The organism is Actinacidiphila acididurans (assembly GCF_016918855.1).
Lineage (GTDB): Bacteria > Actinomycetota > Actinomycetes > Streptomycetales > Streptomycetaceae > Actinacidiphila > Actinacidiphila acididurans.
Genome location: NZ_JADKYB010000005.1, coordinates 163,179 through 188,512 on the forward strand (window position 1 = coordinate 163,179; position 25,334 = coordinate 188,512).

Below are 25,334 nucleotides of genomic sequence, written 5' to 3' on the forward strand. Positions count from 1 at the left end.
CCGCCTGAAGGTCGCGCCGCGCAGCGGCTCCTTCTTCACGCCGTAAGGCGCACCCAACGACAACAGCACCCCCTCTTTTGTCCTAAGAGGGAAGACGCTGCGTCATGTGCGTCATACGGGCCGAAAAACCGCCTCCCACCTGCGGCAAAGACCATGACGCAGACGACGGACCCTGCGTCATCCTGCGTCATGTGCGTCATGTGCTGCGTCACGTCATGACGCAGCCCATGACGCAGGGATGACGCACCCCCTCACCGCTGCGTCATGCAAACCCGCAGGTCAAAAGCCCGCATGACGCACATGACGCAATGACGCAGAAATCCGAACCTCGGACAGACGCGAGCTTCGAAGCCGCGTCCCCATTCGACTCAGCGCAATGTACTGCGACCTTGCGGAGGACAAGTGAGCGCACGCGCCCCTGTCCACAACGACCCCCGCGCCACCCTCCGCGGTGGCCTTCCGGACCGCTACCTCACCCCGGACGACCTCGCCGAGATGTTCGGCGTGCCCAAAGAGACCGTCTACGCCTGGCGCAAGAAGCGCACCGGCCCGCCCGGATTCCGCGTCGGCAAGCACCTGCGCTACGACCCCGCCGCCGTGCACGCCTGGGCAGCACAGCAGATGGCCAACGAAGCAGCCTGACCCCACCCCCGAACCGCCCAGCGGCCCGTGGCGAGCACCCGCCCGCCACGGGCCGCACCCGTTCCGCAAGGAGATCCCACTCAGTGGCAGGCCACATCCAAGACCGCTGGTACAAGACCGAAACCGGCCCGGATGACAAACCCCGCCGCGTCAAAACCGATCGCTACGGCAGCGGCATGCGCTACCGGGCCCGCTACATCGGCCCGGACGGCACCGAGAAGTCAAAGAGCTTCCCCGACCGTCAACGGCGACTCGCCGAGCAGTGGCTCGCACAGACCGAGACCGACATGATGCGGGGCCAGTACGTTGACCCCAAAGCCGCGCGCACGACTTTCCGGCAGTACGCCGCACGCTGGGTGAAGTCGCACACCGGCGAAATCAACAGCCGTGAGGCTGCCGAGCGTCGGTTGCGGCTGCATGCCTACCCCCACATCGGGTCCCGTCCGCTCGGGTCCTTCAAGCCGGAACACATCCGCGCCTGGATCAGCGAACTTGAGAAAACGGTGCCCGCGGAATCGCATCGCCGCATCATCGTGGGCACGGTCTCGGCTGCGATGAGCGCTGCTGTCGATGACGGGCTGATCTCGAAAAACCCGTGCCAGGCACGTACCGTGCAACTGCCAAAACCGGGAAAGCCGCGCGTCATCCCCTGGACAGCCGCACAAGTCTTCGCGGTGCGCAAGGCTCTGCCGGCACGCATGCAAGCGACCGTTGACCCCGGAGCAGGGTGCGGACTTCGACAGGGCGAGGTCTTCGGTTTGTCGCTTGACGAGGTTGATTTCGCGGGAGGCTGGGTGACCGTGAACCACCAACTCAAGCGCGTACGGGGAAAGCACGTCTTCGCGCTTCCCAAGGGCGGAAAAGTGCGTGACGTACCGCTCCCGCCTGCGGTCGCCGCTGCTCTCCGCGCTCACTCGGAGGAATTCCCTCCCGTGGAGATCACTCTCCCATGGCGTACTCCAGACGGGCCGCCGGTGACGAAGCAGCTCATCTTCACCGGCAGCAGCGGCGAGCACATTCGGGCAAGCTACTTCAACGACTTCATGTGGAAGCCTGCCCTATCGGTCGCTGGAGTCATCCCCGAAGCCGAGCAGGGTGAACGCTACGCGGCGGCACGTGAGCACGGTATGCACGCTCTGAGGCACTTCTATGCCTCGGTCCTGCTGGACGCTGGCGAGAACATCCGGGCCCTGAGTCAGTACCTCGGGCACGCCGATCCGGGGTTCACCTTGCGGACGTATACGCACCTGATGCCGAGCAGCGAGGGGCGGACCCGGCGGGCTGTCGAGAGCGTGTATCTGGCGTCAACGACTCAAGATCACGGCCCACAGACGGCCCAAGCAGCGTAGCTGCGGCAACGCAGGGGCCATACGTGCAGGCCGGGGCCCCACAGCCCCGGCCTGCCTAAACTTCATCTATTTCTTCCCGATCTACACCGGCATGACCATCCCCTACTCGGGCTGGCAGGCCCGCATGTGGTTCGACTCCTGGATCTAGCCCGGGCCGGACGCCGCCGTCGGCCGGCCGGGGCCGGAGCCTTGAGGCAGTGCCCGGCCTCGTCGGGACCGGCCGAGTGTCCCGCGCTGCCCGGCACTGCCCTCCTGTTCTACAACGGCAGATCGCCCACGCGGCGGGCCGCCTGTGGAAAACCCCTCCCGGACGATCCGGCCTGTGGATAACTTCCGCGGCCGGTCGGTCCGTGCTGGCTATCGTCGGTCCCATGCGAATGCTCGTGATGGGCGGGACGGGATTGATCGGACGCGCGCTGGTCGAGCGCGCGCTCGCACGGGGAATGGAGGTGACGCTGTTCGGGCGGGGAAAGACGGGCCCTGACCTTTTTCCGGGCGTGCGCCGACTGGTCGGCGACCGGGAGGAAGGGGAGTACGCGGCGCTGGCCGGCGAGAGCTGGGACACGGTCGTGGACGTGAGCGGATACGTACCCCGGCACGTCGGGGAGGCCATGGCGGCCCTGGACGACCGCGTCGGGCGGTATCTGTTCATATCCAGCCACGCGGTGTACGAGGCCGAGGGGCTGGCGCCGGGATCGGACGAGGACGCGCCGCGGCGGCCGCCGGTGCGGTCGGTCCGGCACCACGCCGACCTGGACGGGGACACGTACGGGCCGTCGAAGGTGGCCTGCGAGGACGACGTGCTGGCCACGTACGGGGAGCGGGCCACGATCGTGCGGCCGGGGAAGGTCGCCGGGCCGCACGACCCGTCGGCCGGCTTCACCTACTGGGTACGCAGGGCCGCCCGGGGCGGCCGGATCGCACTGCCGGGCGATCCGGACCAACCGGTGCAGGTCGTGGACTCCCGGGACCTGGCCGCACTGCTGGTACGGCTGGCCGCCGACGACCGGCCGGGGGTCTTCCACGCGGTCGGCCCGGCCGAGCCGGTGACCCTCGGCGGGCTGATCGAGACCTGCGCGCGGGTCGCGGGCAGCAGCGTCGAGGTGGTGCCGGTGACGCCGGCGCAGGTGCCGCCCCTCTTCCCACTGATCCGCGCCCACTGGCCGTCCCAGCAGCGCAGTGCCGCCCGCGCGTGGGCGGCCGGACTGACCGCGACCCCGCTGTCGGTCACCGCCGCCGACGTCCTGGCCTGGGACCGCGCCCGCGGCGAGCCACCGCTGACCAACGGCTGGACGCCGGAGCAGGAGCGTGCGGTGCTGGCCGCGCACGACGCCGACCTGGGCTGAAGTCGGCCGAGAGGGGCGGCGGTTGGCGCCCAGTCAGTACACAGCCGTGCCCGGAACGAGACCTTCGGCAAGGGCGAGCTGACGTAGAGTGCGAGCCAGCGTGTTCATTGAACGCGTTCAAAAAGGGGAGGGGGACCGGTTACATGCCCGTACCACGGGGTGTGAAGATCGGAATTGTCTCAACGGTCTTCGCCGGCATGATCGGCGTCGCCGGATTCGGCGCGTACAACATCGTCTCGGCCGTCGGTTCTTCCGGTGGTGGCGGAAGCGGGAGCAGCAGCGGCGCCCAGGCATCCAGCACGCCCACGACCCAGGCTCCGCTGACCGCCAAGCAGGTCACCGACACCGCGGCGGACTTCCTGACCGCCTGGTCGCAGGGCGACCTCGCGGGCGCTGCCAAGTTCACCGACGCCTCCGCCACCGCGACCCAGGACCTGACCGGCTTCCGCACCGGCGCGCACGTCACGGCCGTCCAGGCCATGGCGAGCACCCGGTCGACGACCGAGGCTGCGTCCGACACGGTCCCGTTCACCGTGGACGCGACGATCTCCTACCAGGGCCTGACCGACCACTGGACCTACGCCTCCTCGCTCACCGTGGGCCACGGCCCCGACGGCAAGCCCGCGGTGCGCTGGGCGCCCTCCGTGCTGAACCCGGCCCTGACCGAGGGCGACTCGATCGTCACCGGCTCGGCCAAGGCCCCCGAGCTGGAGGTCCGGGACCGCAACGGCGTGGTGATGACCGAAGCCCAGTACCCGTCGCTCACCCGGATCTTCGACGACTTCCGCAACCGCTACGGGGACAAGCTCAGCGGCGGCACCCCCGGCATCGAGACGTACATACAGACCTCGGCCGGCGAGCAGGGCAAGACTCTGGAGATCCTGCGCAAGGGCCGCGGCGCCCGGCTGAACACCACCCTGGACGCGCACGTGCAGGCGGCAGCCGAACGTGCGGTGGCCGGAAAGACCCAGGCCGGCGTGACCGCGGTGGACGCCGACACCGGCGGCATCCTGGCGGTCGCCTACAGCCCGGCCGAAGGAGTGGACTGGGCGCTGCAGGACGACGTGGCGCCGGGCTCGACCTTCAAGGTGGTCACGGCGGCGGCGTTGCTCCAGCACGGCATGACGCCCGGCTCGTCGGCGCCCTGCCGCAACGGCGCCAACTACGGCTACGGCAAGCCCTACCGTAACGACAACGGCATGAACAACGCCTCCGCCACCCTGGACTGGGACTTCGCCTTGTCCTGCAACACCGGCTTCATCCTCCAGGCCGGCCGGCTCGGCAGCGACGGACTGGTGGCCACCGCCGCGCAGTTCGGCCTCACCCAGCGGTGGAACGTGGGTACGCCGGTGGAGCAGCCCGCCGTCCCCGGCGGTTCGGGCGACGAGCTGACCTCGGAGATGATCGGCCAGGGCCAGTTGCAGATGAGCCCGCTCATCATGGCCTCGGTGGCCGCGACCGCCCGGACCGGCGACTTCCACCAGCCGCGGATCGTGCCCTCGCACCTGATCGACGGGCCGCTCGCGCACGCCGCCGGCATACCCAACACCACCTCGCACCAGCTGCGCTCGATGATGCACAGCGCGATCAGCTACGGCACCGCCGCCGGTGTGATGAGCGGTTTCGGCTCGGACTCGGGAGCCAAGACCGGATCGGCCGAGATCGACGGGGCCGCCAACCCCAACGGCTGGTTCCTGGGCTACTCCGGCCACGTCGCCGCCGCGGCCGTGGTGCAGGGCGGCGGCCACGGCAACGCCTCGGCGGGCCCGATCGTGGCGGCGGTGCTGCGCGCGAGCTGACCGCCACACTCCCGCGGGCCCGCCTGGGTCAGGGCCCACCGGGTCACCCGGCAGTCGTCACTCCCCCGCCTCCGCCAGCAGATCGGTGAAGGCGGGGTTGGCGACCAGGATCCCGCCGTCCACCGGCAGCGTCGCCCCGGTGATCCAGGCCGCGTCGCGCGAGGCGAGGAAGGTGATCGCCGCGGCGATGTCCACGGCCTCGCCGACCCGGCCCAGCGGGTAGGCGCAGGCTGCCGCGTCGACCTGCGCCTCACGGCCGGACCAGGCGGGCGTGCGGACCGTACCGGGCACGACCAGGTTGCACCGCACCCCGTCCGACGCGCCCCGTATCGCGAGAGAGCGGGTCAGTGAGACCAGGCCCGCCTTGGCGGCGCTGTAGGCGTGGTTGCCGAAGTAGGACATGCCGTTGACCGAGCCGATGTTGACGATCGCGCCCCGCCGCCCCGGCGCGGCGCGCAGGTGGGGCAGCGCGGCCCGGGCACAGCGCATAGCGCCCACCAGAGAGACGTCCAGGTCGCGGTACCAGTCCTCGTCGGACTCGGCGGCGAAGTCCTCCTGGTGGTAGCTGCACGCGTAGGCGTTGTTGACCAGTACGTCCAGTGTGCCGAAGGCGTCGGCGGCCTGCCCGATCACGGCGTCCACGGTCGCGCGGTCGGCGACATCGCAGGCCGCGGCCAGCGCGCGGCCCCCGGCGGCTCGGATCGAGGCGGAGGTTGCCTCTGCGGACTCGGCGTCGATGTCCGCGATCAGCACCGCGGCGCCCTCGGCGGCGAACCGCCGGGCCGTGACCTCGCCGATCCCCCGGGCCCCGCCGGTCACCACCACGCCGTAGCCGTCGAAACGGCCCGGCAGCGAGGCGAACGGCGCCGGCCCCACCTGTCCCGTACGTGTCACAAGTCCCGTCATCGGGTCAGCGTAGGCACTCCCGCACGGCCCTGACCAGTGCCTGGGCGCGGGGGTCAGCGGTGACGTTCTTCTGCATGCCGTTGGTGACGTAGCCGAAGCCGATGCCGTTCTCGGGGTCGGCGAAGGCCAGCGAGCCGCCGCGTCCAGGGTGACCGAAGGAGCCGGGCCCGAGCATCGGCGAGGACGGGCTGTGCAGCATGTAGCCCAGCCCGAAGCGGGTGTTGACCACCAGCACCCGGTCCGGCCCGTCGGCTTCCACCGTGCGGGCCGCGGTCAAAGTGGCCGGCACGAACAGCCGCCGCCCGCCGTCCACGTCACCGACCAGCGCGGCGTAGAAGCGGGCCAGCGCGCGGGCGGTGGCGATCCCGCCGGACGCGGGCAGTTCGCCGGCCCGGTACGCGGGGTCGTTCTCGTCCGGCAGCGGCGTGATCGCGGCGAAGGCGCGGCGGGTGAGCGAGCCGGGGTCGGCGTAGGCGTCGTGCACCGCCGGCTTGGCCCGGGCCCGCAGCCCCCCGGAGGCGGGCGGCGGCGGGGTGGCGATGTCGCCGATCCGCCCCACCCGGTGCTCCTCGCCGGGCGGCAGCCCTATCCACAGGTCCAGGCCCAGCGGGCGGGCTATCTCCTCGGCGACGAACCTCCCGATGGTGCGCCCGCCGGCCCGCAGCACCAGCTCCGCCAGCAGCCAGCTGTACGTCTGGGCGTGGTAGCCGTGCGCCTCGCCGGGCGGGAACAGCGGCGCCTGCGCGGCGACCGCCCGCGCCCCGCTCACCCCGTCGAGCGCATGCTCGGGCGTGACCGGTACGTCCAGCGCCGGCACCCCGGCCCGGTGCGCCAGCACGTCCCGTACCGTGACCCGCTCCTTGCCGCGGGCCTTGAATTCCGCCCAGTACGCCCCCACCGGCGCGTCCAGGTCGAGCTGGCCGCGCTGGTGGAGCAGCAGCAGACAGGCCGCGGCCACCCCCTTGGTGGCCGAGCGCACGGTCTGCGCCGTCTCCTGCCGCCACGGCCCCCCGCCGTCGAAATCGGTGCTGCCGGCCCACAGGTCCACCACCGCACGCCCCCGGTGGTAGAGGGCGAAGGCCGCGCCCCGGTCGCCGCGCTGCCCGAAGTTGCGCGCGAAAGCGGCGCGGACCGGCTCCCAGCCGTCCTCCGCCGTCCCGTGGACGTCCCCGAAGTCCATGAGTGGTGCCCTCCCGCGCCTCCCGCCGCACCGACGCCACCCGCCGTACGGACTCCTCTCCATGGTGCACGACGGATCCGACACTCCCTCCCGGCCCCACCGGCGAGGGCAACCGGGAAGACAGCGAGAAGACGGAGGGCGGACATGCGGGCGGGCCCGTGCCGGGACCGCCGGCCCGGCATTGCTGCCGGGAGGAGGCGGCCCCGTCACAGGCCCGGTGGGGGGACCCGCTGTCAGGTCACGGATGACCTGTTACGACAGCGGCGGGTAGGCGTTCTGGATGAGCTGGTGGAACTCGGCGGAGAACCAGTGACCGGCCAGCGGCGAGTTCGGCAAGGCGCCGGTCGGGTTGTTGCCGTTGCGCGCGTTGCCCGTGTAGGTCGGGTCGCACATCTGGTCGAAGCCCTTGCCCTCGTCGTTCGAGATGGCCGAGCTCGAGCCGTCGGACTCGCCCGGGGGCTTGATCCACACGTAGGCGTCGATGTTGGCCGCGGGAGCCGCCGTCGGCCGCTCGCCGATGCCCGCCCCGGACTGGTTGCACCAGTTGCCGGCGTGGATGCGGCGGTCGATCCGGCTGCCGTTGACGTACGTGTCCACGTCCGTCTTGGCGGCCGGTCCGGTCGGCCGTGCCGTGCCGCCCCAGCCGTTGCGGCCGGTGTCGATCAGCATGCCGATACTGGACGGGAAGCCGTCGGAGACGAGCTGGTTGCGCAAGCCCTGCGCGTACGACTGCTCGTCGATGTACTGGTTCCAGTCGACCCACTTGGACTGCCGCACCGTGGTGCCGTTCACCGAGTCGGTGATCTTGACGTACGGCTCCACGGTCGCGCTGTAGTTGGCCGTGTTGGTGATGAAACCGTTCACGTCGGCCAGGACGGCGCCGTTGGTCGTGGCGACCTTGTAGAACTCCTGCGCGGAGGGGCCGAGGTTGGTGTCCCAGCCGAGCCAGGCGTGGTGACCGGCGTCGATGTACTGGTACGTGTTCGGCAGCGCGCCGAGCTTGGCCAGGGCGTAGGAGACGCCCTTCTCGTAGTTGCCGTTGGCCGCCATCGTCGCGCAGGCCGCGGTCGCGCCGGCCTGGCTGCCCGCGTTGGTGACCAGGTTGGGCAGCGAATCGGGCTCGATGATGTTGACGATGCGCAGGCCGGAGTACTTGGCGTTGGCTTCGATCGCCGCGATCGGGTCGATGTACTGGGACTTGTACTTGTCGATGTCTGTCGGGCCCAGCTCACCGTTGGAGGCGAGGGCCGCGCAGTCCCGGCCGGGCAGGTCGTAGATCACGAACTCGACGGTCAGCGGCTGGCCGGCCGCCTGCGTCACGGCCGCGTCCAGGTGGGCCTGCAGGCCCATGCCGCCGTTGGCTCCCGCGATCGCCGCGATCCGGTCCAGCCAGACGGCGGTGGACTGGTTGGCGATCTTCTGGCCGCCGTCGGCCGCGGCCTCGGCGGACCACTCCGGGTTGACGTAACCCTTGGCGCCCACGTACGGGTTGTCGAGCTTCTGCCCGGGCGGCGGGCTGGTCGGCGGCGGGGTGGTGGGCGGCGGCGTCGTGGGGGGCGGGGTGGTCGGCGGCGGGGTGGTGGGGGGAGTGGTGCCGCCGCAGGCGACGCCGTTGACCGTGAACGACGTCGGAGCGGTGTTGGTGCCGCTGTACGAGCCGTTGAAGCCGAAGGTCGTCGAACCGTTCGTGGCCAGCGAGCCGTTGTACGACATGCTGGTCGCGGTGACCTTCTGGCCGGACTGGGTGATGTTGGCGTTCCAGCCCTGGGTCACCTTCTGGTTGCCCGCGTACGTCCAGCCGACGTTCCAGCTGCTGATCGGGTCACCGGTGTTGGTGACGGTGACCGTCACCCCGAAGCCGGTGTCCCACTGGTTGTCGACGTGGTACGTCACCGCGCAGCCGGCGGTGGCCGCCGAGGCCGTGGTGGTGCTCATCGCAGCGGCCACCGCGCCGGAGGCGACGACGAGCGCCCCTGCGGCAAATGCGGCGGTTCTACGACGGACTGTCGGAAGTGCCATGTGCGTACGACCTCCATAGGGGGGATGGACCTTCGACGCCGACGCGCTTGTGCCCGCTTCGAAAGGTCAAGGGAGGTGGTGCGGTGATTCATGGTTCGGTTACAGGCTCTTAACGTGGGAGCGCTCCCATAGTGGGGAGTCGGTTCGGCCCTGTCAATGCTTGAAGCAGCACCGCTTGCTGCCCGGCCCCGCCGCCCCGTGCCCGGGCCGTCCGCCGATCACCCCGCCGGCCTGCGGATCTCCAGCATCAGACACCCCGTCACAGTGCGGTACGGCCCGTGCGGCATCCCCGGCGGCCGCGACGCATAGTGCCCGGCGGTGAATGTACGGCGCAGCGTCAGGTCCTCCAGTTCACCCTCGAGGAGGTAGACCTCCTCGTAGTACGCGTGCCGGATCACCCCCGCCGCAGTGGTGTCGAGTCCGGGCGCCCAACGGGCCAGCCGCGTCATCTCCACCGCCCGGTCCGGACCGGCCGACAGCACCCGTTCGCTCACCCCGGGCGCGGCCGAATCCGGCACCCAGCGCAGCGTGTTTGGGTCGTAGAACTCGTGCTCGTCCTTCACCGGGACACTGCCTCTCGTGGCCGTCGCCATTGCGTCGCCGTCACGGGTCGCGAGTCGCACGTCACCATTGCGCCGCCTCCGCCGTAGCGTCACCGGAGCGGGAGTCTACGGCCGGGCCGCATGGTCGTACCGGTGGCGTACGGGCGCAACCCGCGCCCATGGCGACGGCTTTGACCGCGGCTCAGCCTGCGTCGCCCGCCTCCATTGCGGCGAGTTTCTGCCTGGCCGCGGCGATACGCGCGAGCGTGCGGTCCCGGCCGAGGACGGTCAGCGACTCGAACAGCGGCAGGCCCACCGTACGGCCCATGGCGGCGACCCGGACCGGTGCCTGGGCCTTGCCGAGTTTCAACCCGTGGCCGGTGGCGACCCCCTCCAGCGCCGCCTTCAGGGTGTCCGGCTCCCAGGAAGCCAGCGCCGAGAAGACGGCGTGCGCGTCGGCCAGCAACTGCCCGGCGGCCGGGGTCATCTCCTTGGCCCAGGACGGGTCGTCGTGGACCGGTTCGGGCAGGAAGAGGAAGTCCACGTAGGCGGTGATCTCGGACAGGACGGCGACCCGGGTCCGGGCGAGCGGCGCGAGGGCGGCGAAGGCCGCCGGATCGAAGTCCGCCGGGTCCCATGGCGCATGCGGCGCCCGCAGCCAGGGCGCGCACGCGGCGGCGAACTCCTCCTCCGGCAGGGCGCGGATGTACTCGCCGTTGAACGCCGTGAGCTTGCGGACGTCGAAGTACGCCGAGGAGGCGGTCACGTCCTCGATGCGGAACAGCCGCTCCAGCTCCTCGCACGGCATGATCTCGCGGTCTCCGCCCGGCCCCCAGCCCAGCAGCATCAGGTAGTTCACCAGCGCGTCCGGCAGGTAGCCCTCAGCGAGGTAGTCCTCCAGGGCCACCTTGTCGCGGCGTTTGGACAGCTTCTGCCGCCTGTCGTTGACGATCACCGGCAGGTGCGCCCAGCGCGGTGGCCGGGCGCCCAGCGCCTGCCACAGCAACTGCTGCTTGGGCGTGTTGGACAGGTGCTCCTCGCCGCGGATCACCTCGGTGATCCCCTCGTCCAGGTCGTCCACCACGTTGGCCAGCAGGAACACCGGTGAGCCGTCGCCGCGCGCGATCACGAAGTCCTCGATGGCGGCATTGGGGAAGGCGGGCGTGCCGCGCACCAGGTCCACCACCACCGTCTCGCCCTCGTCCGGGGTACGGAAGCGCAGCGCCCGCCCGGCCTCCGGCGACAGGCCCCGGTCGCGGCAGTACCCGTCGTAACCGGAGTGCTGCGAGCCGGTGCGCCGGGCCACGTCCTCCCGGGTGCAGTCGCAGTAGTACGCGCGTCCCGCCCCGTACAGCTCACGCGCCGCCGCGCGGTGCCGCTCCCCGCGGGCGGACTGGAAGTACGGCCCCTCGAAGGCGGGGTCGGCCGCGGAGATGCCGATGGCGGCCAGCGCGCTGATGATCCCTTGCGTCCACTCGGGCTTGTTGCGCGCCGCGTCGGTGTCCTCGATCCGCAGCACAAAGGTGCCGCCGGACTGTCGGGCCACCGCCCAGTTGTAGAGCGCGGAACGCGCGCCGCCCACATGGAACATGCCGGTCGGGGAGGGCGCGAAACGGACACGGGGCGCAGTGCTGGACATGCGGGTCAGCCTAGGCCGACGCCATGGGCGCGGGCATCCGTGTTTCCCGGCGCGGCGCCATTGCGCCGGTCGGCCGCCGAGGTGACGCGCGCACGCGACACCCGGTGGCGCGCACCCGGCATCGCCGCCCGGTCCGCGTTCTCTCGTGTCCGGACCGCTGACCTGCGTGGCCCGGGCGCGTAACGTGGCCGCCTGACGTGGCTACCGACGGGTTGACCGGGGAGTAGGAATGGACGCGGACGTCATAGTGGTGGGCGCGGGGCTGGCCGGCCTGGTGGCCACCGCGGAACTGGCGGCGGCGGGGCGCAAGGTGATCCTGGTGGACCAGGAACCGGAGGCGTCGCTCGGCGGCCAGGCGTTCTGGTCCTTCGGCGGGCTGTTCCTGGTCGACTCCCCCGAGCAGCGGCGGATGCGGATCAAGGACAGCCCGGAACTGGCCTGGCAGGACTGGCTGGGCACAGCCGGCTTCGACCGGCCGGAGGACCACTGGCCGCGGCAATGGGCGCGCGCCTACCTGGACTTCGCGGCCGGCGAGAAACGCGCCTGGCTGCGCGAACGCGGGATCCGCCTGCTGGCCGTGGTCAACTGGGCCGAGCGGGGCGGCTTGCTCGCCACCGGCCCGGGCAACTCGGTGCCGCGTTTTCACATCACCTGGGGGACCGGCCCCGCGGTGATCGCACCGTTCGAGCAGCGGGTGCGCGAGGCCGCCGCAAGGGGCCTTGTCGAGTTGCGCTTCCGGCACCGGGTCACCGCCCTGACCACCACCGACGGCGCCGTGGACGGCGTGGCCGGCGAGATCCTGGTGCCCAGTGGCGCGGCCCGCGGCGAGGGCAGTTCCCGGGAGCCGGCCGGGGAGTTCGCGCTGCGCGCCCAAGCGGTGATCGTCACCAGCGGCGGCATCGGCGGGAACCACGAACTGGTCCGGGCCGCCTGGCCCAAGCGGCTGGGCACCCCGCCGGACAAGCTGCTGTCCGGGGTTCCGGCGCACGTGGACGGGCTGATGCTGGGTGTCGCCGAACGGGCCGGCGCCAGCCTTGTCAACGGTGACCGCATGTGGCACTACACCGAGGGCATCGAGAACTGGGACCCGATCTGGGCCCGGCACGGCATCCGCATCCTGCCCGGCCCGTCCTCGCTCTGGCTGGACGCGACCGGCCGGCGGCTGCCGGTGCCGTACTTCCCCGGGTTCGACACGCTCGGCACCCTGGAGCACATCATGTCGACCGGCCACGGATACACCTGGTTCGTGCTCACGCAAAAGATCATCGAGAAGGAGTTCGCGCTGTCGGGTTCCGAGCAGAACCCGGACCTGACCGGCAAGAGCGTGCGGGAGGTGCTCAAGCGCGCACTGCCGGGCGCGACCGGGCCGGTGGAGGCTTTCAAGCGCCATGGCGCCGACTTCGTGGTCGAGCGCGAACTCGGCGCCTTGGTGCGCGGAATGAACGCGCTCACCGGCCAGGACCTGATCGACGAGTCGGAACTGCGCCGCGAGATCGAGGCGCGCGACCGCGAGATCGCCAACCCGTACGCCAAGGACCTGCAGATCACAGCCATACGCGGGGCACGCGCCTACATCGGTGACCGGCTGATGCGCACCGCCGCCCCGCACCGGCTGCTCGACCCCAAGGCGGGCCCGCTGATCGCGGTGCGGCTGAACATCCTGACCCGCAAGTCGCTCGGCGGCCTGGAGACCGATCTCGCCGGCAGGGTGCTGCGGCCGGTCCCCGAGGGCACCGCCGAGCGCGGCGAACCGCTGCCGGGGCTGTACGCGGCGGGTGAGGCGGCCGGTTTCGGCGGCGGCGGGATGCACGGTTACCGCTCCCTGGAGGGCACCTTCCTCGGCGGCTGCCTGTTCTCCGGACGTACGGCGGGGCGGGCGGCGGCCGAGGCGACGGCGTAGCAGGGGGCGTCACGGAGGTCGTCGCAGAAGCGTTCGCCGACGCAATGGGCGCGGCCCGCCGGAGGCGGCGACAACCGTGCCGGGGAAACGCGTGCCGCGGCCTGCACAGCGGTAAAAAGTGGGACAACCGGACAAAAGTTGCCCATGGGCGCCGGGAACCGAACCATGGGAGAGGTGAGTGATGCCGCGTACCTCCGGTTCCCGCACCTGGCCGGCGACCTCCTGTGCTTCGCCGCCGAGGACGACATCTGGGTGGCGCCCCTCGGGACGCCGGAAAAGGCACCGGGCCGCGCCTGGCGGGTGACGGCGGACCGTACCCGGGTGGGGCCGCCGCGCTTCTCGCCCGACGGCACGGTGATCGCCTTCACCAACTGGCGCAGCCTCGACCCGGAGGTCTACCTGGTCCCGGTGGACGGCGGGGCTCCCCCGCGACGGCTGACGTACTGGGGCAGCGCCGACACCCGCGTCTGCTCCTGGGCGCCGGACGGTCATGCGCTGGCCGTCTCCTCGCACGGCCAGCCCTTCGCCCACCACACCTGGGCGTACAGCGTGCCCCGGGACGGCGGTCCGGGTGGGCCGCTGCCATGGGGGCCGGTGAGCGACATCGCGGTGCACGACACCGAGGACGGCGAACGCCGCACCCTGCTGCTCACCGGCACCCCGCCGCACGAGCCGTTCGCCTGGAAGCGCTATCGCGGCGGGGCCACCGGACGCCTGTGGCTGCACGGGCAGCGCCTTGTCGCGGACCTCGGCGGTCACTTGTCGTCACCGATGTTCGTCACCGGGCGGATCGCCTTCCTCTCCGACCACGAGGGCATCGGCAACCTGTACTCGGTGCGCCCGGACGGCACTGACCTGCGCCGGCACACCGATCACGCCGACTTCTACGCCCGTGACGCCGCCACCGACGGCGAGCGGGTGGTCTACGGCTGCGGCGGCGGCCTGTGGCTGGTGAACGACCTGGCGCCCGGCGCCCAATCGCGCCGGCTGGAAATACGGCTCGGCGGTCCGCGCAACGGCCGCCGCCCCTACCAGGTGCCGGCCGCCGCCAACCTGGACGGGCTGGCCATGGACCGGACGGGCCGGGCGAGCGCGGTGTGCGTCCGCGGCAGCCTGTACTGGCTCACCCACCGCGACGGCCCCGCCCGCACTATCGCCGACGAGCCGGGCGCGCGCGTGCGGCTGCCGGTGATGGTGGGCGAGACCGGACTCGTCGCCTATGTGACGGACGCCGAGGGCGAGGACGGGGTGGAGCTGGCCCCGCTGCCGGGGCGGGCGTCGCAGGCCGTCGCGCGGGCGGTGAGCCGGGCCGTGACGGGCGCGGGTGGGCGCTCCGGCGCCTCGGAAGCTCCGGGCGCTGCGAGCGGCGGCCCGGCGGAGGAGCCGGGCGGGACGGGAGAGCCGGCGGGAGGCCCGGAAGCCGTACCCGGCGAGGAAGGCGCGCAGCCGGTGCCCGTACCGGCCGGGGCGACGCGCTGGGGGCCGCGGCCCGAGGAGCGGGAGTGGTTGACCGAGGGGACGCAGCCCGGAGCACCGGGCGGCGGGCAGGGGGCGTACGAGGAGTTCGACGCGTTCGCGGCGCCGGAAACGGCTGAGGCGGACGGCGCCCGGGTGCGGCTGGCCGTCGGGCAACTGGGCCGGGTCCTGGAGCTCGTCTGCTCGCCGGACGGTTCCGCGCTCGCGGTGGCGGCGCACGACGGGCGCCTGCTGCTGGTCGCCACGGGGCTGCATGAGGGCGAACCGGAGCCGGCTGGGTCGCTGGACAACACCGAGGAGGGCGCGATCGCGGCCACTGCGGCGGATTCGGTCGGACCGGCCGCGGCTAAAGAGGCGGGGAACGCGGCCGACGCCATGGAGGCCACCGGCGCGCCCGACACCATGGCGACGGAAAACGCCACAGAGGCCGCTGCTTCCGGCGCGGTGGCCACGACACCGGGCGGCGTCATAGAACTGGTCCGCTCCACCAACGGTCCGGTCCGCGATCTGGCCTTCTCCCCCGACTCGGCCTGGCTGACCTGGTCGCAGCCCGGGGTGGGCCGCTCACTGCGCTGCATCAGGATCGCGCGCCTGGCCGACCGTACGATCATCGACGTCACCAGTGGCCGGTTCGAGGACGAGCAGCCGGTGTTCACCCGCGACGGCCGCTACCTGGCGTTCCTGTCCTGGCGCGGCTTCGACCCGGTCTACGACGTCCATACCGGCGACCTGTCCTTCCCGCTGGGCTGCCGCCCCTACCTGGTGCCCCTCAACTCGGCCACCCCCTCCCCCTTCGCACTGCGGGTCGAGGGCAGCCCGGTGGGCACCGGCCTGGACCCGGGCGAGGGCGCCGGCGGCGGCCCGGTGGTCGTGGAGGCCGAGGGGCTGCCGAGCCGGGTCACCCCCTTCCCGGTGCCCGCCTCCAAATACAGCGCCCTGGAGCCGGTCGCCGGCGGCCTGGTGTGGCTGCGCTGGCCGATTTCCGGCGCCCTGGGCGAGACCTTCGTCAACCCCGCCGACCCCTCCGCCCGCCCCACCCTCGAGTACTTCCACCTCGGCCGCTCCCGGCGCACCGAACTCGTCCACCACATGGACTGGTACGCGGTCAGCGGCGACGGCCTGCGACTGGCCGTGGTCGACGAGGGCGACTTCGGGGTCGTACCCGCCACGGAGCGCGGCGACGAGGAGTCGGCCGTGCACGTCGACATGCGCCGCGTCCTGCACGAGGTCGAACCGGCCGCGGAGTGGCGGCAGTCGTACGCCGAGGCCGGGCGGCTGATCCGGGACTACTTCTGGGCGCCGGACATGTGCGGCGTGGACTGGCCGGCCGTCCTGGACCAGTACCGGTCGCTGGTGGACCGGGTCGCCACCCCCGACGAGTTCGCCGACCTGCTGCGCGAGGTGCTGGGTGAACTCGGCACTTCGCACGCGTACGTGCAGCCCGCCCGCCGCAACGAGGGCCCGCCGCACTACCAGCGGCCCATCGGCCTGCTCGGTGCGGACTTCCGGCCCACCAAGGACGGCGCCTGGCAGGTGATCCGGATCCTGCCGGGCGAGTCGTCGGACTCCAGGGCGCGTTCGCCGCTGGCCGGCACCGGCATCCGGGAGGGCGCGGTCCTCACCCATGTCGACGGTCGGCCGGTGGACCCGCACGCGGGCCCGTATCCGCTCCTTTCGGGCGCGGGCGGTACCACGGTGGAACTGACCTTCGCGCGGTCCGGTGACGGCGGACCGCCGCGCCGGGTCGCCGTGGTGCCGCTCACCGACGACCGGCCGCTGCGCTACCAGCACTGGGTCGCCAGGCGCCGCATGGTGGTCCGTCACCTGAGCGGCGGGCGATGCGGCTACCTGCACATCCCCGACCTCGGCGGCTCCGGCTGGGCGCAGTTCAACCGCGACCTGCGCAAGGAGGTCGCCTACGACGCCCTGATCGTCGATGTGCGCGGCAACGCGGGCGGCAACATCAGTGAACTCGTCATCGAGAAACTCACCCGTTCGGTGCTGGGCTGGGACCTGACGCGTAACGCGCAGCCGGTTTCGTACACCTCCGGTGCCCCGCGCGGCCCGGTCGTCGCCATCGCCGACGAGGCGACGTCCTCGGACGGCGACATGATCACCGCCGCCTTCAAACTGCTGGGGCTGGGACCGGTGGTGGGACTGCGCACCTGGGGCGGGGTCGTCGGTGTTACCGGCCGCCACCGCCTGGGCGACGGAACGGTGATCACGGTGCCGATGAACGCCGCCTGGTTCGACGCGTACGGCTGGTCGGTCGAGAACCATGGTGTCGCGCCGGACATCGAGAGCATGCGCACCCCGGTGGACTGGGCCGAGGGCCGGCCCGGCCAACTCGCGGTCGCAGTCCGCACCGCGCTGTCGCTGCTGGAGCAGCACGCGGCCGCCGCCCCGCCCGACCTCTCCCACCGGCCCGACCGTTCCCGGCCGTTGCTGCCGCCCCGGCAGGTCTGACCCGTTCCGTGCCGGGAACGGGTGAAGGGGCGGCCCCCGGGGGACGCCCCTTCCCTGTCACGGTGTTCCGGCGGTCACGGCACCGCCTTCAGTCAAAGCTTGCGTCAGGCCCGCGTCAGGACCAGTCGCCCTCGTCCCGGCCGGACTCGGCGTCGCGCATGCGCTGCTGGGAGCGGCGCTGTGCGCGCTCGTCGAATTCGGAGCCGGACTCGCGGCCGGAGTCGGCGCCCTGGCCGGACGGGCGCTCACGCCGCTCGCGCGGCACGGAGCGCTCGGAGCCGTCCATCCGCTGCTGGCTGTCGTCCGGCGTGCCCCGGCGGCGTTTCCCGGAGCCCTCACGGCTCCGGTCGCCGCGCTCCTGGGACTGGTCGTCGATCTGGTCGTAAGCACCCATGGTTACTCCTCCTGGAGTGGTGGGGATGGGGCCTCGACAAGAGTGACATGCGGGTACGACCGTCGCATCCTGGGACAATAACCCCAGGTCAGCGACCAGTTACAGTCACGGAGCGTGATGCGACGACGTTCGTGCCGACTCATCGGCCGCCCCGCCCAGGCCCACCAGACCGCGGCGCACCGCCAGGCCGCGCGCCAGTTCCGGTTCCGCTCGCCGCATTTCGCGCCGCGCGAGCGCTCCGCCGAGCAGCAACGGCAGAAACCCTCGCACCGGCTGCATCCCGCGCAACCACCACTGCGCGTACACGTGCGGCGATCGCCGGACGATCCCGTCCACGAGCCGCTCCACAGCCGGGTCGAGGGCGTAGGTGCGGTTGGCCGGCCAGGGCAGCCGCGCCCGCATCCGCCGCATCGCCTCGTCCTCGTCGGCGCCGCGCACCATGTCGGTGTCGGTCCAACTCAGGTACGCCACGCCGACACCGACGCCTTTGTGACCGAGTTCGCCGCGCAGGCTGTGCGCGAACGCCTCCGCTCCCGACTTGCTTGCGCAGTACGCCGTCATCATGGGCGCGGGCGTGATGGCGGCCAACGATGCGATCTGCAAAAAGTAGCCGTGCGAGGCGAGCAGCGCAGGCAGGAACACCCGGGCGGTGACCGTACTGCCCAGCAGGTTGACGTGTATCACCCGGTCGAAGGCATCGGGATCACCGTCAAGGAACGTCCCCCCGGTCGCCACACCCGCGTTGGCCACCACCACGTCCACCCGCCCGAAGCGCCCGACGACCTCCTCGGCGACGCGTGCCATCACCTGCCGGTCGGTGACATCAGCCGCCCAGGTGACGGCTTCGCCGTCGAGTGACGCGGCCACCTTCTTCATCTCTTCGGGTTCCAGGCCGACCAGTGCCACCCGGGCACCGCGCGCGGAAAGTCTGCGGGCCAGTTGCGCGCCCACCCCGCGGGCCGCGCCCGTCACCACCGCGACCCGGCCGTCCAACGCCGCTCCGCTCATGCGCTCTTCTCCTCTCCTGCGGCCCGGGTGACCGCACCGGCCGTCGTGTTGACGTCGGTGACCGCATGCGTACGACGATCCGCCGGCCGGAGATTCTCTGCGCCTGCCCCGGCGACCGCCCGTTCGCCACCTGTCAGGTGATCGGCGACCAGTTGCCGTACAACGGCGCTCACCGCGGGGGCGTCCTCGATCGGCGTCATGTGTCCCAGGCCCGGGAGTTCGTGCAGGCCGACACAGTGCGGGAGTGCGTCAGCCAAGCGGTGGGCGTGCACCGCAGGGGTGAGTTTGTCTGCGGTGCCCACTAGTACGGCGGTGGGTGCGGCAAGTGCGGCGAGTTCGGCGTCGATGTCCAACTCGGCGAGCATCCTTCCCCACGCCGACCGCTGCCCCGCCCGGCACGCATGCACGATGCGAGCGGTGAACGCCACCTGTTCGGGTGACGCGCCCGGCGCCAGGACGCCGTACTTCAGTGCCGCCCGGGACAACGCGGTCACCGGTCCGAGTGGCATGCGCGACACGAGGAGTTGACGGTGGAGATACCGCCGTAGGCGGCGTGAACTCAACCTCGGCGATAGCACCTCGGTGGCGCCGAGCAGCCGGCTGCTGCCGGTGCTGGCCAGCAGTACGGCGGCCGTACGGCGACGCACGGCGGCCCGCCCCGACGCCGCCATGATGGTCATGCCCCCCATGGAGTGACCTGCGAGCACCACACGTTGACCGTCGGGAACGGTCGCCTCCATAACGGCTTCCAGGTCATCGGCCAGACATTCGGTGCTGTAACCCTTGCGGGTGATCGGTACCCCACTGCGGCCGTGACCGCGCTGGTCGTACGCGATCACCCGGTGGCCGTCGGCCAGCAGCCGTACCACCGGCGCCCAGAACAGCGTGGAACAGGTCCATCCGTGCGACAGGACGACCGTCGGGCCGTCGCTCCGGCCGTACTCCTCGACATGTATCCGGGTTCCGTCTGCGGACACGGCGGTCAGCTCCCGCAGCGCCGGCACCTTCTCGTACGGGAGGCTCACGACACCACCTCCGGGGTCCGCACCCGGTCGCCGGCGCCCACCAGTATCTCGTACTCCGACAGGTTCACCTGCCGCGTCGCCCGCCGGAATTCCGTGGTCGTGCCCGGCCAAACGGTTGTGTTGCGGCCGCGCGCGTCCAGGTACCAGCTCCGGCAGCCACCCGTGTTCCACACTGTGCGCGCGAGCCGCCGCTGCAACTCCTCGTTCCAGGCGGTGACCGCCTCGGGCCGGGCGTCCAGCGCCGCCGCCCCCATGCGCTCCAGTGTGCGCAGGTAATCGGCCATGTAATTGAGCGACGACTCGATCATCAGGATCATCGAGCTGTTCCCCAGGCCGGTGTTGGGCCCGACGATGAACAGCAGGTTCGGGAAGCCGTCGACAGCACAGCCCCGCAGCGCCGCCATACCGTCGCGCCAATGCTCGGCCAAGCTCCGTCCGTCTGCGCCGAACACCCGCTCACTGATCGGCATGTCGGTGACGTGGAAGCCGGTGCCGAAGACAATCGCGTCGACCTCGCGCTCGGTGCCATCCGCCGTCACCACCGACGACCCGCGCACTTCGGTCAGCGCAGCGGTGACGACCTCGGTGTTCGGCTGTGCGAGCGCCGGATAGTAGGTGTTCGACAGCAGGATGCGCTTGCACCCGATCGTGTAGTCCGGCGTCAGCCGCGCCCTTAGCTGCGGATCCGGCACCGAGCGCCGCAGATGGCTGCGGGCGATCCGCTCGGCCGCCTTCATCAGCCGCGGCTGCCGCACAAAGGCGCCCACCTGGAACTCCCGCATCAGCCACAGCAGCCCGCGCCGCGCCCGCGCGGTCGCCGGCACCTTTGCGTGCAGCCACCGTTCCGCGGCCCCTATCGGCCGGTCCACCCGCGGCAGCACCCATGGCGGGGTGCGCTGGATGACTGTCAGCCGTTTCACCTGTGGCTGGATGGAGGGCACGATCTGGATCGCCGACGCTCCGGTGCCGACCATGGCGACTCGTTTGCCGCGCAGGTCGTAGTCGTGGTCCCAGCGCGCGGAGTGGAAGACGCGCCCGGGGAAGGACGCCAGCCCCGGGATGTCGGGAATGTTCGGGTCGGACAGCGCCCCGGTCGCGGAGACCACCACGTCGGCAGTCAGGTCGCCGACCGTTGTCGTCAACCGCCAGCGCCGCGCGTCACCCTCCCAGCGCACCTCTTTCACCTCGGCACCGAACCGCACATGCGGACGAAGTCCGAACACGTCAGTCACTCTTTCAAGGTAGGCGCGGATGTGCTCCTGGCCGGAGAACGCCCGCGGCCAGTCGGGATTGGGCGCAAAGGAAAAGGAGTAGAGGTACGACGGCACGTCGCAGGCGCAGCCGGGATACCTGTTGTCGCGCCAGGTGCCGCCGATGGCGTCGGCGCGCTCCAGGACGACGAAATCGGTGATCCCCTCCCGTCGCAGCCGCGCGGCGGCCCCCAGACCGCCGAACCCGGACCCGATCACCGCCACCCGCACGTGCTCGAGATCGTCGTCCATGGCACCGCCTTCCCGATCAACCGCGCCAGCATTCACTGGCACGATGGACTGTAGGGCAGATGGGTTACCAGCGGTAGGGGGCGTGCCGAAATCGACCGCATAGGCCACCCCGGCCCGGCGTTGGCGCACCTCCCGACACGCTGGCGGTGACCTGGCGCACAGCCCACCGCATAGGCTGGCCGTGTGGACGACAACGGCACCCAGCCTCACGAGAACCGGGAATACCGGGTGGAGGAGCTGGCCTCGGCGGCCGGCATCCCCGTGAGGACCCTGCGCTTCTACCGGGAACGCCGCCTGCTGCCGCCACCGCGCCGCGACGGACGTATCGCCTGGTACTCCGAGGAGCACCTGGGCCGGCTGCGCACCATCGCCGCCCTCCTGGAACGCGGCCACACCCTGGGCGGCATCTCCGAGTTGATCGCCGCCTGGGAGAAGGGCCGCACCCTGGACGGCGTCGCGGAACTCCTTGGCCTCGAGGGCGCCCTCACCACCCCGTGGTCCGACGAGACGCCGGTAAGACTCACTCCCCAGGAGCTCGCCGATTACTTCGGCGAGGAAGTCAGCGCCGACAGCCTCACCGCCTCCCTGGAGATCGGTTACATCGCGGTCGACGGCGAGCACGTCGTCCACATCAGCCGCCGCCTCTTGGACGCCTCAGCCGCCTTGGTGCGCGAAGGCGTCCCCCTGTCCGCGGTACTCGCGGCCGGCCGCGTCGTACGCGAGCACGTCGACGCCATGGCGGACCTTTTCGCCCACGTCATCAGGGACCACGTGCTCGGCTCGCCCGAAGACCTGCCGCCCGGCGGCGCCCAGCGCATCGCCGACACCCTGGACCGGCTGCGCCCCCTGGCCAAGAACGTCGTCGACGCGGAGATGTCGCTCGCCATGGACCGCCGCATGCGTGCCGAGGCCGACGCCTGGCTGCAGCTGGCCCCGCCTCCGATGGACACCGAACCCGCGCCCATGGCGCCGCACAACGGGGGAGACTGAGCGTCCGGGGCCCCGCGTCCCAGGGCGCGGGTCACTCGCAACCCGCATCGCGCATCCTGTGCCGCGACCTGCAAGAGTGGAGCAGTAACACCGATCGGGAGGTACTCGTGCAACAGCCCAATGACGCCAGCGCCGAACACGCCATACTCGGCCGGATCAACCAGATGGTCGCCGACGAGAAGGCCCTGCGCGACCTCCTCGCCAACGGCGGCATCGACGGCTCCACCGAACGCGAGCGGCTCGACGCCCTGGAACGCGAGCTCGACCAGTGCTGGGACCTGCTCCGCCAGCGCCGCGCCCTGCTGGAGGCCGGTGAGGACCCGGGCACCGCGCGCGTGCGCCCCTCGTCCACCATCGAGGGCTACCGGTCGTGACCGCGGCGGAGCAGGTCGCCGTCACCGACGTCCCCGACGACCACCGCTACGAGGCCCGGATCGGCGACACCGTGGCGGGCGTGGCGGCGTACATCCGCACCCCGGAGATCATCGCCTTCGTCCACACCGAGGTCGGTGACGCCTTCGAAGGTCGCGGCATCGGATCCACGCTGGCCCGCGCCGCCCTGGACGACGCCCGGGACCGAGGACTGCGCGTGCTGGCCATCTGCCCCTTCATCAAGGGCTGGCTGGAGAAGCACCCGGAGTACCAGGACCTGGAGTACGTGCCCACCAGCCAGGTCAGCGACTAGGCGACGGCCACCGGGAACCCCGCCCGACCCCAGCACGCCGGCACCGCGGAAGCAGGTAGCTGCGGGGGCAGCGGGAAGCGGCACACGGTATGGCGCACGCCGGTACGGATTCCGGCGTGCGCCCCGAGGCACCTGTACACCCGAACGTCGGCGCACGCCCCCTCCGGCCGGCACCGTACGGAACCAACACGCGGCGGCCGACCTCCATGTCGGATTCCTGCCAGACCGGCCGCCTGACGTGGCCGATGCTGGTGGGGTGCACAGTGACTTCGACGCCTGCGTGCGTGCCGTGCAGTCCAAGGACGCCCGTTTCGACGGATGGTTCTTCACCGCGGTGCTGACCACCCGCATCTACTGCCGCCCGAGCTGTCCGGTCGTGCCGCCCAAGCCGCAGAACATGACGTTCTACCCGAGCGCGGCAGCCGCCCAGCAGGCGGGCTTCCGCGCCTGCAAACGCTGCCGCCCGGACGCCACCCCCGGCTCCCCGCAGTGGAACGAGCGCGCCGACCTCGTCGCGCGCGCCATGCGACTGATCGCCGACGGTGTGGTGGACCGTGAAGGAGTGCCGGGCCTGGCCGCCCGCCTCGGCTACAGCGCGCGCCACATCGAGCGCCAGGTGCTCGCGGAGCTGGGCGCAGGGCCGCTCGCCCTGGCGAGGGCCCAGCGGGCGCAGACTGCCCGGTTGCTGATCGAGACCACCACGCTCCCGATGAGCGAGATCGCGTTCGCCGCCGGCTTCGCCAGCATCCGCGCCTTCAACGACACTGTCCGGGAGGTCTTCGCCCTCTCTCCCGGCGACCTTCGGGCCCGCGTCGCCAAGGGCCGCCCGGCAGCCACCAGTGGCGCGCTGTCACTGCGGCTCCCCTTCCGCCGACCGCTGACCCCCGACAACCTTTTCGGGCACCTGGTGGCGACCGCCGTCCCGGGCGTCGAGGAGTGGCACGACGGCGCGTACCGGCGCACGCTGCGCCTGCCGAACGGCACCGGCATCGTCGCCCTGCGCCCGGAACCCGATCACGTCGCGTGTCGGCTGTGGCTGACCGACTGGCGCGACCTGACCCAGGCGATCAGCCGCTGCCGCCGTCTGCTCGACCTGGACGCGGACCCGGTCGCCGTGGACTCGCTGCTGTCCGAGGAGCCGGTACTGGCACCGCTCGTCGCCAAGGCGCCCGGCCGCCGGGTGCCCAGGGTCGCGGACGGCCCGGAATTCGCGGTCCGGGCCGTGCTCGGCCAGCAGATCTCGACAGCCGCCGCACGTACCCACGCCGGCCGCCTGGTACGCGCTCACGGCGAGCCCATCACCGATCCGGGTGGCAACCTCACCCACGTGTTTCCCTCACCCGAAGCGCTGGCGGCACACGACCCGGAACAGCTCGCCATGCCGCGAACCCGGCGCGCCACCCTGGCCGCCCTGCTGCACGCCCTGACCGACGGCGCACTCGACCTTGACGTCGGCAGCGACTGGCAGCAGGCGCGGACGCAGCTCGCCGCCCTGCCGGGCTTCGGCCCCTGGACGGTCGAGACCATCGCCATGCGCGCCCTCGGCGACCCCGACGCCTTCCTGCCCACCGACCTCGGCGTACGGTACGCCGCACGCGACCTGGGCCTGCCGTCCACCCCTGCGGCATTGACCCGGCACGCCGACGCCTGGCAGCCATGGCGCGCTTACGCGACGCAATACCTGTGGGCAACGGCCGACCATCCGATCAACGTGATGCCCCGCGACGACACCCCACCCGCGATCCAACCCGCACCAATGGCTGCCACTCGCTGACCGCGGCAATGGCTGCGGATGACCGACCACGCACCCCCGACCACGCATTACCGAACCGATGAAAGGCACGTCACGATGACGACCACCGTCCACACCGTTGTGGACAGCCCTTGCGCTCCGCTCACCCTGGTGGCGCGCGACGGCGCGCTCGCCGGTCTCTACATGACCGATCAGCGGCACCGGCCGGCCCAGGAGACCTTCGGGCCGCGCGACGACACGCTGCCGGTCTTCGCCGAGGCCACCGAGCAACTCGCTGCGTACTTCGCCGGCGAGCGCACCGACTTCGACCTCGGCCTGGCCATGGCGGGCACTCCCTTCCGCCAGCGGGTGTGGGCGGCGCTGTGCGACATCCCGTACGGCGAGACAGTCACGTACGGCGAACTCGCCGAGGCCATCGGGCAGCCGAACGCCTCCCGTGCGGTGGGGCTGGCCAACGGCCGCAATCCGATCAGCATCGTCGTGCCCTGCCACCGGGTGATCGGCTCCAACGGCAGCATGACCGGCTACGGCGGCGGCATCGAGCGCAAGCGGTGGCTGCTTGCCTTCGAAAGCGGCGCCCAGCAGCCGGTGCTGGTCTGACACCAAGCGACGCCCGCCCGGCGCATCACCCTCTGCGCCGGGCACCGTAAGGGTGACCGGACGTCAAGTCGACGCCGCGCACATCACCCTCATCCGTACGTCAATGGGGCGCC

The 25,334-nt window shown here is 71.6% G+C and carries 20 protein-coding genes; 11 read left to right on the top strand and 9 right to left on the bottom strand.

Annotation, left to right across the window (positions count from 1 at the left end; all coding sequences use genetic code 11):
* Window positions 1–402: 402 nt before the first annotated feature.
* The 4 genes from ITX44_RS10950 (at window position 403) to ITX44_RS10965 (ending at window position 5,136) form a co-directional block, all read left to right on the top strand.
* A complete protein-coding gene (locus tag ITX44_RS10950; RefSeq protein WP_205356918.1) occupies window positions 403–642 on the top strand; it encodes a helix-turn-helix domain-containing protein in 240 nt (79 codons plus the stop codon).
* A gap of 83 nt (window positions 643–725) precedes the next feature.
* Window positions 726–1,991 carry a tyrosine-type recombinase/integrase gene (locus ITX44_RS10955; RefSeq protein ID WP_205356919.1) on the top strand — a complete coding sequence of 422 codons (1,266 nt, stop codon included), beginning with the start codon at window positions 726–728 and terminating at the stop codon, window positions 1,989–1,991.
* A 371-nt stretch (window positions 1,992–2,362) separates the two neighbouring features.
* On the top strand, window positions 2,363–3,337 hold the full coding sequence (locus tag ITX44_RS10960; protein WP_205356920.1) for an NAD-dependent epimerase/dehydratase family protein: 975 nt from the start codon (window positions 2,363–2,365) through the stop codon (window positions 3,335–3,337).
* Between the two features lie 161 nt (window positions 3,338–3,498).
* The gene (locus ITX44_RS10965) at window positions 3,499–5,136 is read left to right on the top strand and encodes a penicillin-binding transpeptidase domain-containing protein (RefSeq protein ID WP_205356921.1); all 1,638 of its coding nucleotides are present in this window, start codon (window positions 3,499–3,501) and stop codon (window positions 5,134–5,136) included.
* A 57-nt stretch (window positions 5,137–5,193) separates the two neighbouring features.
* On the opposite strand, the gene ITX44_RS10970 is transcribed toward ITX44_RS10965, so the two are convergent.
* The 5 genes from ITX44_RS10970 to gltX form a co-directional block, all read right to left on the bottom strand.
* On the bottom strand, window positions 5,194–6,042 hold the full coding sequence (locus ITX44_RS10970; protein ID WP_205356922.1) for an SDR family NAD(P)-dependent oxidoreductase: 849 nt from the start codon (window positions 6,040–6,042) through the stop codon (window positions 5,194–5,196).
* A gap of 4 nt (window positions 6,043–6,046) precedes the next feature.
* Window positions 6,047–7,222 carry a serine hydrolase domain-containing protein gene (locus ITX44_RS10975; protein WP_205356923.1) on the bottom strand — a complete coding sequence of 392 codons (1,176 nt, stop codon included), beginning with the start codon at window positions 7,220–7,222 and terminating at the stop codon, window positions 6,047–6,049.
* Between the two features lie 252 nt (window positions 7,223–7,474).
* Entirely contained in the window at window positions 7,475–9,157 is a 1,683-nt protein-coding gene (locus ITX44_RS10980) for a glycoside hydrolase family 6 protein (RefSeq protein ID WP_205356924.1), read from the bottom strand.
* Between the two features lie 302 nt (window positions 9,158–9,459).
* A complete protein-coding gene (locus ITX44_RS10985; RefSeq protein ID WP_307795205.1) occupies window positions 9,460–9,864 on the bottom strand; it encodes a cupin domain-containing protein in 405 nt (134 codons plus the stop codon).
* Between the two features lie 121 nt (window positions 9,865–9,985).
* A complete protein-coding gene (gltX, locus tag ITX44_RS10990; RefSeq protein WP_236060428.1) occupies window positions 9,986–11,374 on the bottom strand; it encodes a glutamate--tRNA ligase in 1,389 nt (462 codons plus the stop codon).
* A 277-nt stretch (window positions 11,375–11,651) separates the two neighbouring features.
* Between gltX and ITX44_RS10995 the strand changes: the two genes are divergently transcribed.
* Window positions 11,652–13,322, top strand: coding sequence for an FAD-binding dehydrogenase (locus tag ITX44_RS10995; RefSeq protein ID WP_205356926.1), 1,671 nt, complete (start codon window positions 11,652–11,654; stop codon window positions 13,320–13,322).
* A 165-nt stretch (window positions 13,323–13,487) separates the two neighbouring features.
* The gene (locus tag ITX44_RS11000; protein WP_205356927.1) at window positions 13,488–17,264 is read left to right on the top strand and encodes a S41 family peptidase; all 3,777 of its coding nucleotides are present in this window, start codon (window positions 13,488–13,490) and stop codon (window positions 17,262–17,264) included.
* A gap of 115 nt (window positions 17,265–17,379) precedes the next feature.
* Here the strand turns inward: ITX44_RS11000 and ITX44_RS11005 are convergent, their stop codons facing one another.
* The 4 genes from ITX44_RS11005 to ITX44_RS11020 form a co-directional block, all read right to left on the bottom strand.
* Window positions 17,380–17,658 (bottom strand): hypothetical protein, encoded by a 279-nt coding sequence (locus ITX44_RS11005; protein ID WP_205356928.1) that lies wholly within the window; start codon window positions 17,656–17,658, stop codon window positions 17,380–17,382.
* Between the two features lie 105 nt (window positions 17,659–17,763).
* The gene (locus tag ITX44_RS11010; RefSeq protein WP_205356929.1) at window positions 17,764–18,666 is read right to left on the bottom strand and encodes an SDR family oxidoreductase; all 903 of its coding nucleotides are present in this window, start codon (window positions 18,664–18,666) and stop codon (window positions 17,764–17,766) included.
* Entirely contained in the window at window positions 18,663–19,691 is a 1,029-nt protein-coding gene (locus tag ITX44_RS11015; protein WP_205356930.1) for an alpha/beta fold hydrolase, read from the bottom strand. Before ITX44_RS11015 ends, ITX44_RS11010 begins: the two co-directional genes overlap by 4 nt.
* On the bottom strand, window positions 19,688–21,193 hold the full coding sequence (locus tag ITX44_RS11020) for a flavin-containing monooxygenase (RefSeq protein ID WP_205356931.1): 1,506 nt from the start codon (window positions 21,191–21,193) through the stop codon (window positions 19,688–19,690). The genes ITX44_RS11015 and ITX44_RS11020 overlap by 4 nt, the downstream gene beginning before the upstream one ends.
* Window positions 21,194–21,376: 183 nt before the next feature.
* Here ITX44_RS11020 and ITX44_RS11025 point away from each other — a divergent pair, with 183 nt between their 5' ends.
* From ITX44_RS11025 to ITX44_RS11045, 5 genes are all read left to right on the top strand, one after another.
* On the top strand, window positions 21,377–22,183 hold the full coding sequence (locus ITX44_RS11025) for a MerR family transcriptional regulator (RefSeq protein WP_205356932.1): 807 nt from the start codon (window positions 21,377–21,379) through the stop codon (window positions 22,181–22,183).
* Between the two features lie 107 nt (window positions 22,184–22,290).
* The gene (locus tag ITX44_RS11030) at window positions 22,291–22,557 is read left to right on the top strand and encodes a DUF2630 family protein (protein ID WP_307795206.1); all 267 of its coding nucleotides are present in this window, start codon (window positions 22,291–22,293) and stop codon (window positions 22,555–22,557) included.
* The gene (locus ITX44_RS11035; protein ID WP_205356933.1) at window positions 22,554–22,868 is read left to right on the top strand and encodes a GNAT family N-acetyltransferase; all 315 of its coding nucleotides are present in this window, start codon (window positions 22,554–22,556) and stop codon (window positions 22,866–22,868) included. The genes ITX44_RS11030 and ITX44_RS11035 overlap by 4 nt, the downstream gene beginning before the upstream one ends.
* A 256-nt stretch (window positions 22,869–23,124) precedes the next feature.
* Window positions 23,125–24,642: an AlkA N-terminal domain-containing protein gene (locus tag ITX44_RS11040; RefSeq protein WP_205356934.1), complete on the top strand. Its 1,518-nt coding sequence runs from the start codon at window positions 23,125–23,127 to the stop codon at window positions 24,640–24,642.
* A 75-nt stretch (window positions 24,643–24,717) separates the two neighbouring features.
* Complete coding sequence (locus tag ITX44_RS11045; protein ID WP_205356935.1) at window positions 24,718–25,221, top strand: methylated-DNA--[protein]-cysteine S-methyltransferase; 504 nt, start codon at window positions 24,718–24,720, stop codon at window positions 25,219–25,221.
* The last annotated feature ends 113 nt before the right edge of the window (window positions 25,222–25,334 follow it).

Coding starts and splice junctions, on each gene's coding strand:
- ITX44_RS10960 (WP_205356920.1), top strand. CDS start 2,363: ATGCGAATGCTCGTGATGGGCGGGACGGGATTGATCGGACGCGCGCTG.
- ITX44_RS10970 (WP_205356922.1), bottom strand. CDS start 6,042: ATGACGGGACTTGTGACACGTACGGGACAGGTGGGGCCGGCGCCGTTC.
- ITX44_RS10975 (WP_205356923.1), bottom strand. CDS start 7,222: ATGGACTTCGGGGACGTCCACGGGACGGCGGAGGACGGCTGGGAGCCG.
- ITX44_RS10980 (WP_205356924.1), bottom strand. CDS start 9,157: ATGAGCACCACCACGGCCTCGGCGGCCACCGCCGGCTGCGCGGTGACG.
- gltX (WP_236060428.1), bottom strand. CDS start 11,374: ATGTTCCATGTGGGCGGCGCGCGTTCCGCGCTCTACAACTGGGCGGTG.
- ITX44_RS10995 (WP_205356926.1), top strand. CDS start 11,652: ATGGACGCGGACGTCATAGTGGTGGGCGCGGGGCTGGCCGGCCTGGTG.
- ITX44_RS11000 (WP_205356927.1), top strand. CDS start 13,488: ATGGGAGAGGTGAGTGATGCCGCGTACCTCCGGTTCCCGCACCTGGCC.
- ITX44_RS11005 (WP_205356928.1), bottom strand. CDS start 17,658: ATGGGTGCTTACGACCAGATCGACGACCAGTCCCAGGAGCGCGGCGAC.
- ITX44_RS11010 (WP_205356929.1), bottom strand. CDS start 18,666: ATGAGCGGAGCGGCGTTGGACGGCCGGGTCGCGGTGGTGACGGGCGCG.
- ITX44_RS11020 (WP_205356931.1), bottom strand. CDS start 21,193: ATGGACGACGATCTCGAGCACGTGCGGGTGGCGGTGATCGGGTCCGGG.
- ITX44_RS11045 (WP_205356935.1), top strand. CDS start 24,718: ATGACGACCACCGTCCACACCGTTGTGGACAGCCCTTGCGCTCCGCTC.